This is a genomic window from Thermosynechococcus sp. OHK43, assembly GCF_014466085.1.
Classification (GTDB): Bacteria; Cyanobacteriota; Cyanobacteriia; order Thermosynechococcales; family Thermosynechococcaceae; genus Thermosynechococcus.
On record NZ_JACOMP010000213.1, the window covers coordinates 1 to 8,884 of the forward strand.

At 54.4% G+C, this 8,884-nt stretch carries 10 protein-coding genes, 1 tRNA gene and 1 pseudogene; 5 read left to right on the forward strand and 7 right to left on the reverse strand.

What is annotated here, in order from left to right; translation table 11 throughout:
• Window positions 1-333, reverse strand: a pseudogene (locus H8Q75_RS09010) (photosystem II q(b) protein); the annotation flags it as partial.
• A gap of 260 nt (window positions 334-593) precedes the next feature.
• Here H8Q75_RS09010 and H8Q75_RS09015 point away from each other — a divergent pair.
• Complete coding sequence (locus H8Q75_RS09015) at window positions 594-1,781, forward strand: TRC40/GET3/ArsA family transport-energizing ATPase (protein WP_024124881.1); 1,188 nt, start codon at window positions 594-596, stop codon at window positions 1,779-1,781.
• Window positions 1,782-1,800: 19 nt separating this feature from the next.
• Window positions 1,801-2,502 (forward strand): ABC transporter ATP-binding protein, encoded by a 702-nt coding sequence (locus H8Q75_RS09020; RefSeq protein WP_024124880.1) that lies wholly within the window; start codon window positions 1,801-1,803, stop codon window positions 2,500-2,502.
• Here the strand turns inward: H8Q75_RS09020 and H8Q75_RS09025 are convergent.
• Window positions 2,499-2,792: a DUF3082 domain-containing protein gene (locus H8Q75_RS09025; protein WP_024124879.1), complete on the reverse strand. Its 294-nt coding sequence runs from the start codon at window positions 2,790-2,792 to the stop codon at window positions 2,499-2,501. The genes H8Q75_RS09020 and H8Q75_RS09025 overlap by 4 nt on opposite strands.
• Window positions 2,789-4,093, reverse strand: coding sequence for a phosphoribosylamine--glycine ligase (gene purD / locus H8Q75_RS09030; protein WP_297041213.1), 1,305 nt, complete (start codon window positions 4,091-4,093; stop codon window positions 2,789-2,791). The genes H8Q75_RS09025 and purD overlap by 4 nt, the downstream gene beginning before the upstream one ends.
• Window positions 4,094-4,294: 201 nt before the next feature.
• Here purD and H8Q75_RS09035 point away from each other — a divergent pair.
• Window positions 4,295-4,368, forward strand: a tRNA-Asp gene (locus H8Q75_RS09035).
• A gap of 221 nt (window positions 4,369-4,589) precedes the next feature.
• On the opposite strand, the gene H8Q75_RS09040 is transcribed toward H8Q75_RS09035, so the two are convergent.
• Window positions 4,590-5,168, reverse strand: a complete 579-nt coding sequence (locus H8Q75_RS09040) for a M23 family metallopeptidase (protein ID WP_024124877.1) — start codon at window positions 5,166-5,168, stop codon at window positions 4,590-4,592.
• Window positions 5,169-5,275: 107 nt separating this feature from the next.
• Here H8Q75_RS09040 and H8Q75_RS09045 point away from each other — a divergent pair, with 107 nt between their 5' ends.
• Window positions 5,276-5,539 carry a DUF3493 domain-containing protein gene (locus H8Q75_RS09045; RefSeq protein ID WP_024124876.1) on the forward strand — a complete coding sequence of 88 codons (264 nt, stop codon included), beginning with the start codon at window positions 5,276-5,278 and terminating at the stop codon, window positions 5,537-5,539.
• Here H8Q75_RS09045 and prmC read toward each other — a convergent pair.
• The gene (gene prmC, locus H8Q75_RS09050; RefSeq protein WP_024124875.1) at window positions 5,536-6,411 is read right to left on the reverse strand and encodes a peptide chain release factor N(5)-glutamine methyltransferase; all 876 of its coding nucleotides are present in this window, start codon (window positions 6,409-6,411) and stop codon (window positions 5,536-5,538) included. The genes H8Q75_RS09045 and prmC overlap by 4 nt on opposite strands.
• Window positions 6,412-6,498: 87 nt before the next feature.
• Between prmC and H8Q75_RS09055 the strand changes: the two genes are divergently transcribed.
• Window positions 6,499-6,852: a hypothetical protein gene (locus H8Q75_RS09055; protein ID WP_024124874.1), complete on the forward strand. Its 354-nt coding sequence runs from the start codon at window positions 6,499-6,501 to the stop codon at window positions 6,850-6,852.
• Here the strand turns inward: H8Q75_RS09055 and H8Q75_RS09060 are convergent.
• Window positions 6,849-7,763, reverse strand: coding sequence for a DMT family transporter (locus tag H8Q75_RS09060; protein ID WP_024124873.1), 915 nt, complete (start codon window positions 7,761-7,763; stop codon window positions 6,849-6,851). The two genes, H8Q75_RS09055 and H8Q75_RS09060, sit on opposite strands and share 4 nt — an antisense overlap.
• The coding region (locus tag H8Q75_RS09065; RefSeq protein ID WP_297041217.1) for an ACT domain-containing protein at window positions 7,750-8,884 on the reverse strand (1,135 nt) is incomplete at its 5' end. The genes H8Q75_RS09060 and H8Q75_RS09065, both read right to left, overlap by 14 nt.

The window sequence follows — 8,884 nt, forward strand, 5'->3', positions numbered from 1 at the left end:
AGGGCCACCGTTGTAGAGCCACTCATCGAGGGAGGCAGCTTCCCAAATGGGGTAGAAGTGCAAGCCAATGGCGTTGCTAGAGGGGACAACGGCACCGGTGATGATGTTGTTGCCATAGAGCAAAGAACCAGAAACAGGCTCACGGATGCCATCGATGTCTACAGGGGGAGCAGCGATGAAGGCAATTACAAAGCAGATGGTTGCGGCCAATAGGGTGGGGATCATGATCACACCAAACCAGCCCACATAGAGGCGGTTATCGGTGCTGGTCACCCAGTTACAAAACCGCTCCCACAAATTCGCGCTTTCGCGACGTTGGAGAGTTGTGGTCATAGTCGTGATAAGTCCAAATATATTTGATTTACAAACCCTTGAAAACAGTCATAAACTGCAAGGGCTTAAGCATTAAGTTAATATTCGCCCCGGGAGATCGGGGAGGGTTCTAAATGATTGTTAATAAAACTAAATAGGTAGTTGTATTTATTTATTTTCCTTAATGATTTTATTTCCATTGATGGCGAGCGATCGCCCCCCAAGGATAAGCTCAAGAGTTAAGATATTTTAAGCAACTGTGTTTAGGGCAGAGCCTTCCCATGCGCGTAATTTTAATGACTGGCAAAGGTGGCGTTGGTAAAACCTCAGTGGCGGCAGCAACGGGGCTACGCTGTGCCGAGTTGGGCTACAAAACCTTGGTGCTGAGTACCGATCCCGCCCACTCCCTTGCCGATAGTTTTGACATGGAACTGGGGCATGTGCCAGTGCCCGTTGCCGAAAATCTCTGGGGTGCCGAACTAGATGCCCTCATGGAACTGGAGGACAACTGGGGAGCCGTCAAGCGCTACATTACCCAAGTCTTGCAGGCGCGGGGGTTAGAAGGGGTTCAGGCGGAGGAATTGGCCATCTTGCCGGGGATGGATGAAATTTTTGCCCTTGTGCGTATGAAGCGCCACTACGACGAAGGTCAATACGATGTCCTCATTATTGACTCTGCCCCCACAGGCACGGCACTGCGGCTGTTGAGCCTGCCCGAGGTGAGCGGCTGGTATATGCGCCGCTTCTACAAACCCTTACAGCGGATGTCCGTGGCCTTGCGACCCATTGTGGAGCCAATTTTCAAGCCCTTGGTAGGGTTCTCTTTGCCCGATCAAGAGGTCATGGATGCACCCTATGAATTTTATGAGCAGATTGAAGCCCTTGAAAAAGTTCTCACCGACAACACGCAAACCTCCGTGCGCTTGGTAACCAATCCAGAAAAGATGGTGATCAAGGAATCCCTTCGTGCCCATGCCTATCTCAGCCTCTACAATGTGGCCACGGATTTAGTGGTGGCCAACCGCATTTTGCCGGAGACCGTGCATGATCCCTTCTTTACCCGCTGGAAAGAAACCCAGCAACGGTATCGCCAAGAGATTCACGACAATTTTCGCCCCCTGCCCGTCAAGGAAGTCCCCTTGTTTGCTGAGGAACTCTGTGGTTTAGCAGCACTGCATCGCCTGAAGGAGACCCTCTATGGCGATGAGGATCCAGCTCAGGTTTATTACCACGAGCAAACAATTCGGGTGGTGCCCAGCGATGGCCAGTACAGTCTTGAACTGTATCTACCGGGGGTCCCCAAGGAAAAAATTGAACTGAACAAGACGGCGGATGAGTTGAATATTCGCATTGGCAACCATCGTCGTAATATGGTGCTCCCCCAAGGATTGGCAGCGCTGCAACCGGTGGGCGCGAAAATGGAGGCGGACTACCTGAAAATCCGCTTTGCTAGTGCCACCAGTGGCTAATTCGCCCAATCAATGACTGATGAGACTTGCCGCTGTGATCACGACTAGGCTGGCGATCGCCACCACCAATCTAACCAAGGTTTATCGTTCTGGTCATCAGGAGACCCCTGTTTTGCAGGGAATCAATCTACAAATCGAAGCCGGTCATATCCATCTGCTGATGGGACCTTCGGGGTCGGGGAAAACCACTCTGCTCTCGATTTTGGCCGGCATTCTTGCCCCCACCAGTGGTCAAGTGGTTGTCTTAGGCCAAGAGATAACCCAACTGTCCAAGGTCGCACTGGCAAAATTCCGCCTGCAAAATATTGGCTTTATCTTTCAGAGTTTTAATCTTTTCCCTGCCTTGACCGCACTGGAAAATGTTGAAATTGCCCTCAATCTTAAGGGCATTAAAGGCAAAAAAGCGAAGGAACAGGCAGCAGCGCTTCTCGAGGCAGTTGGCTTGGGCGATCGCTGCGACTTTGTGCCCGCCAACCTCTCCGGAGGACAAAAACAACGGGTTGCCATTGCCCGTGCCTTGGCCGGTGAGCCAAAGATCATTTTTGCCGATGAACCCACAGCCTCCCTTGATTCCCAAAATGGCCAACAGGTGATCAAGATTCTCGACAAGCTGGCCAAGCAAAACGACTGCACGGTATTGATTGTTACCCATGATCCCCGTATTACAGCTATTGCTGATCGCATCACCAAAATTGAGGATGGCAAAATCAGCAACAGTTAAGCTTGCTCCCGTTGTATCCAGCGTTCCCAAAGGAGTTGCAGCGTCAGGGCCACTAGCCCCAGCGCAATAATGCTAAAGACACCCGTTGCCAGGGTACACAAACCGACCACGAGGGTGCGCACGGCAACTGCCAAGCTATAAACCAGTTGATTGTGAGGACTGACGGCATGGGTAGCAAGGAGGTAGGCGATCGCCCCTGTGAGCCGATAGAGGAGAATCCCAAGGGTACCAGCAATTAACGCGCCGGTTAAGCAGCGCAATGGGTCAGTTTTGGAAGTGAGAAGGGTCATGGACGGTATTCACCTCTGTGGGCCGATGATTCTAGAATACGGTAGCCAATGTCACGACGATAGTAGCAGTCGGCAAATTCAATAACATTGACCGCCCCGTAGGCCTTGGCTTGCGCCGTGGCAAAGTCAGGGGCCAAAGCAGTGATGTTGAGAACCCGCCCACCATTGGTGTACCACTGCCCCTCCTGCCAACGGGTACCCGCATGGAAGACCAGAACTCCCTGGGCCATTGCTTCTGGAATCCCCTGAATCACATCCCCTTTGCGGTAACTGCCCGGATAACCTCCTGCTGCCATGACAACGCATAGCGCCACTTCATTGCGCCATTGCAAGGTTCCCAAACTGGCTAAGCGTCCCTCAACACAGGCTAGGATCACATCAATCAAGGGGGTTTCCAAAAGGGGCAGCACCACTTGGGTTTCGGGATCACCAAAGCGACAGTTAAACTCCACCACGTAGGGATCCCCTGCGGGCGTCACCATCAGACCCGCATAGAGCACCCCACAGTAGTGGATGCCGCGATCCTGTAAAGCCCCAAGGGCCGGTTCGAGAATTGTCCTTTGAATCCGTCGCATTAGCTCTGGTGTTACCCAAGGTACAGGGGCATAGACTCCCATTCCCCCGGTATTCGGACCGGTATCCCCTTCGCCAATGCGCTTATGGTCTTGGGCAGGCAGCAGCGGCAGAATTGTTTTGCCATCTGTAACGGCGAGTACGGAGACCTCTTGCCCCTCCAGCACTGATTCAATGACCACCTTTTGACCAGCAACACCAAATTCGCCCCCAAAAATTCGCTCGAGGGCCGCGATCGCCTCTGCTTCTGTAGCTGCTACCGTCACTCCTTTACCCGCTGCTAAACCATCGGCCTTAATAACAATGGGGGCCCCTTTGGCTTGAACATAACGGGAGGCCGCCCCATAATTGTCAAACACTGCTGCCTGGGCCGTAGGAATCTGAGCCGCCTCCATGAGCGCCTTTGCCCAGGCTTTACTGGCTTCAATTTGTGCCCCTGCTTGGCCAGGGCCAAAGACCGGAATCTTGAGCGCCTGTAGGCGATCGCCTAAACCGGCTGCAAGGGGTACCTCTGGGCCAACGACGACTAGATCAGCGTTATTCTCTTTGGCAAATTCACTAATGCCTGTGAGGTCGGTGGCTTCAATGGCAACATTTTCACACCGCTCTAAGCAGGCTGTGCCCCCATTCCCTGGTAAACAGTAAACCTGTGTCACGCGATGAGAATCGAGTAATTTCCAAGCGATCGCGTGCTCCCGACCACCACTACCAACGACAACGACCTTCACAGACGTACTCCCAAAAGATAGGCGATCATTTTTCAAATCAATTCAAATCAATTTTCAGGAGCTTACCAAGTTTATCAGTCAACCGGCAACGTTCTCCCCAAAGGCAACAAGAAATGATAGAGGGCGATCGCCCTGCAGGGGAAATGCAACCAGTTGACAAGTCCATGATTTTCCTGATACGCTAAAAATCGCTCAAAAATTGGGACTGTAGTTCAATCGGTTAGAGCACCGCCCTGTCACGGCGGAAGTTGCGGGTTCGAGCCCCGTCAGTCCCGTCAAAGTTACACAATTTTACGTTATTTACGTTGAATTCTTCAGGGACAATCTGCAGAGTCGCGTTTTGAGTACTGGATAACTCCATAGGTGCACTATTTTGGCCGAGTGATTGATCGCTTCGGTGCCATGGATAATTGAAATGTGCAAATGATGGGCAAGAAAAAGCTTTCAAGTTTCATCGGTGTTACTAGCGCAAACCAAAACAATTCTCTGCTTAGGGTTACCGCTGAGCTTGGCTACCATACATGGCCTGTAGAACCACGGCAGGATTGACCAATTGCCCTCGGTAGCGGAGCGTCCAGTGAAGGTGGGGCCCGGTGGTGCGCCCCGTCATGCCCACTCGACCAATACGTGCCCCCGTAGGTACTCGTTGCCCCTCTAGGATTAAAATGCCACCCGCGCGATCGACGATGGCTCGTCCTTGGGGGGTCTGCTCAACCTGCCCCATCATGTGGCAGTAAACGTGTTCCCAAGCCCCCGATTGAATCCGTACCAGTGTGCCACAGGCAGTGTGATCGGAAACTTCAATTACCTGCCCGGTCCACCAATTGCGGATATAGCTGCCTTGGGGTGCCGCAAAATCAAGGCCATTGTGAAATTCGGTTGTGGTTTCCCCTGTGGGCGATCGCCGGTAGCCGAAGGGAGAGGTATAGCCTTGGAAATTTTCCACAGGAAATGAAGCATCGCTCCAGCGGAGTGTCCCTGCACTTGTATTTTGGGAGGGTTGACTGAGTTGGGGAACTGCAACGGTGGTACCCAAGGCGATCGAGAGTGCCAGACTGATTCGCTGCCAATGCATATTAAACTCCTCACGTCTTTTTGGGCCTACGGCCTTAGACCCTCATTGATGCACACCGTTCCCTATTATTAGGGACGTAGAATATTTTCAGGTGACGGAAAAATCAAATGGCTGCTCAGGAACCCAAGCAACAGGTTGAAGTGACTCAGTCAACCCTGCGCGATCGCCTGCGAGCCGAGGCAGCAGCGCCCTATCGGGGACTACGGCGTGTTTTCTATGCCGTTTTTGCTGCCTCCGGCCTCATGGGTGCCTTTATCCTTGGCCTCAAGGGATTGGCGGGCACCGCAGGTGATGACTGGGTGTGGAATCTGGCATTACAAATCGGCGTGGTTGCCCTAATGGTTGCCCTCTGGCGTTGGGATCGCGGCTAAGGTGTTTGAGCAAGCAAAAAGCGATCGTGGCCACTAAGATCTCGAAGGATTTCCACCCGTTCATAGGCTTGGGTGGCCATTGCCAACGCTGCCACTGCTTCCCCTTGGGTGGCCATCAATTCAATAAAGAGCCAGCCTTGGGGTTGCAAATACTCTGGCGCCGTCTCAAGAATCTGACGAATGGCCTGCAAGCCATCAGTACCGCCATCGAGGGCAAGGAAAGGTTCATGGTACTGCACCTCCGGTTGGAGGGTGGCCACTAGGCTAGTGGGAATATAGGGGGGATTACTGACAATCCCCTGCACTTGCCCTTGCAGTGGCACAATGGGGTCAAACCAATTCCCGACGTAGCACCGCACGCGATCGCCCAAAGCGTACTTTTGAATATTAACTTGCGCGACCTCTAGGGCCTCAGGGCTACAATCCACGGCATGAATCAGCGCTGTCGGAAAGAACCGCGCCAACCCAATGGCGATCGCGCCACTCCCCGTACCCAAATCCAGCCAATGCCCCTGCTGTTGCCAAGGGGGTACCGTTGCCGCGACTACTTCAAGTAACTCCTCGGTTTCTGGCCGAGGAATCAGCACGCTGGGGGTAACGACTAATTCGAGATCGTGCCAGTGAGCCACACCAATCAGATATTGCAGGGGGACTCGCTCTTGCCAGCGGCGTTGCCAGCGCTCTTGGAGTTCTGCAAGGGGAAGTTTCAGATGAATCTGGGGCGGGAATCGGCGCAGTGTGATTTCAAGGGGACTCAGCACTGTAAAGGCACTGAGAAATTGTTTTAACTCCCGCAGGCCACTCTCGCGCTCAGAAGCGGGAATGATCGCCTGAGCCCAGTGCCACCATCCTTGGAGCGCCTCACCACTCACGACTATATCTTGTATATCTTGACCCTTGTTTTCTGAGGATACTCGTATCAAAATAGCCCTAGGATTCCTAACTGTGCCTTACCCACTGTGGCAGATTTTCAGGAACAGCTTCAACGTCTGCAAGAGCAACTACAGCGGGCACAGGCGCGAGCTAATGAGCTGCCGTCACTGATTCCTGAACCACCCCCGCCGCCTGTGGATCCCGCAGCCCCAGAATGGGCAGATGAACGGGCACAGATTGAAGCCCGCGTGCGCAGTGAAACCTCCGTTGCCCAACTTCAGGTTCAACTGATTGAAGCTCTCTTGGAAAATCAACGGCTGCGACGTGCCCTAGAGGAGGAACGGCAAAATCATGCCCGCACCCGTGAGGGGTTAATTGCCGCCTTGGGGGATGCCTTGGATACCCTCAAACAGCGGCGGCGATCGCCAAAACCACCCTAAGGACTTGGCCACAGTGCCACGCTTAAACCCGCCAGCACAAGAGTGCCCCCCATGATCACTGCCGTTGTCGGCACTTCACCAAACAGCAGCAAAGCAAAGAGACTCGCAGCAATTGGTTCTGCCAACACTAGAAGGGTTACCCATGTGGGGGACAGCCAACGCAGGCACCAATTGAGACTGGTGTGCCCCACCAACTGGGGAATCAACGCCAGTAGGACAATAGCGCCATAGAGCTTTAGCGGCCAACCTGTGTAGGCAAGGCCCAGGAGAGGCGGCAGGGGTAGGAGCCCCACCGCAGCAGTGGCATAGGCAACAAGGGCGTAGTGGTGAATCGACAGACCGGCCTTTTGGGCAGCCTGACCACAAATAAAGTAGGCACTGACCGCCCAGGCCGCAGCGATCGCTAGCCCATTTCCCAGTAGGGGATTCCTTGCCACAGCACTCGTCAGTTCTCCCGTGCCAATTAGGGCACTGCCACCAAGGGCGATCGCCAGGCCTACCCAAGCACGGAATTTAAGGGTTTGTCGCTGCCAAAGGTACCCCACGAGCGCCGACCAGATCGGGGTGGTCGTCACCAGCATCGTCGAGGCCGCCACCGATGTGTAGTGCAGCGAAGTGAACCAAAGGCTAAAGTGTGCCGCAAGAGCAATCCCCGCAGCCACCGCCCAACGCAGATTTTGCCGAGTCAGGTCCAGCCATGGCCAAGCGTACAGTTGCGGGGTCAAAAAGAGGGCGGCCAAACTCAGGCGACCACTGGCAAGGAAAATGCTCAACCCTACGGTTGTCCTTAGGGAATGGGTAGGTAAACCAGTCATACCCCAGCGCACCAGCACAGCAGCCATAGAAACCGCCAACACCCCCCCGCCGAGCACAAGGGCAATTTGCCAGTAGGGCGGCCTATTGACCGACATCGGGAATGACGACAGGTGTCTCCCCATCCAGCCCAAAGGCCGTATGCACTGCCCGCAGCGCCCGCACCCCCTCTGATTCTGCTACGACACAACTGACGCGAATTTCTGAGGTGGCAATCATTTGAATGTTGATGTTTTCACGGGCAAGGGCAGCAAACATTTGGGCAGCAATCCCCGGCCGGTGGATCATCCCCACACCGACAATGCTCACTTTGGCGATCGCGGTGTCGACGAGGATGTCACCGTAGCCCAATTGGGCCTGAACTTCTCTGAGCAGTTCCGTGGCTCTTTCGGCATCGGCAGAGGCGACCGTAAAGGCAATGTCGCGGGTCATCACACCCCCCAGGGAGCGCGATCGCTGGGATTGGATAATCATATCGACACTAATGGCCGCATCCGCAAGGGTCTGGAAAATGGCTGCCGCCATGCCAGGGCGATCGGGCACATCCCGAATGGCAATCCGCGCCTGCTTCGGATCAAGGGCAACGCCCCGCACCGGTGGGGCAGCGGGAGTCTCTTGAGGGACAGTGGTGGCAGCTTCCACATCAAAGGTTTGGGAGAGGACGGCAATGGCTCGACCGGCATCCGCTGCGGCCACTGTACAACTGACATTCACTTCAGAGGTGGAAATCATTTGCAGATTAATACCCGCTGCCGCCAAGGCTGAGAACATCTGAGCTGCCACCCCCGGTCGGCCAATCATGCCGGCGCCGGTAATACTCACCTTGGCAATATCGGCATCCACGAGCACATCCGTCTCTTCAACCCGGGAACTCAGGCGGGGATAAAAGGCCAGGGCAATGGCTTCGGCTTGCTTCAGAACCCGCCTTTGCACTGTAAAGGCAATATCATTCGTTTGCCCTTCATGGATAGATTGGATAATCAAATCCACATCCAGGTTTTGCCGTGCCAGTTCACCAAAAAGCTGCGCCGCAACACCGGGGCGATCGGCCACCCGCAGCAGTGCCACCTTTGCCTGATCTGTGTCAAGGGCTACACCATCCACGGGCTTGCCCAATTCAAGGTTTTCCACGGGACGCGGCGGCCGCGATGGTGCAATAACGCGAGTACCAGGATCATCCGTCCAACTGGAGCGCACCACCAAATTGACACCATAGTTG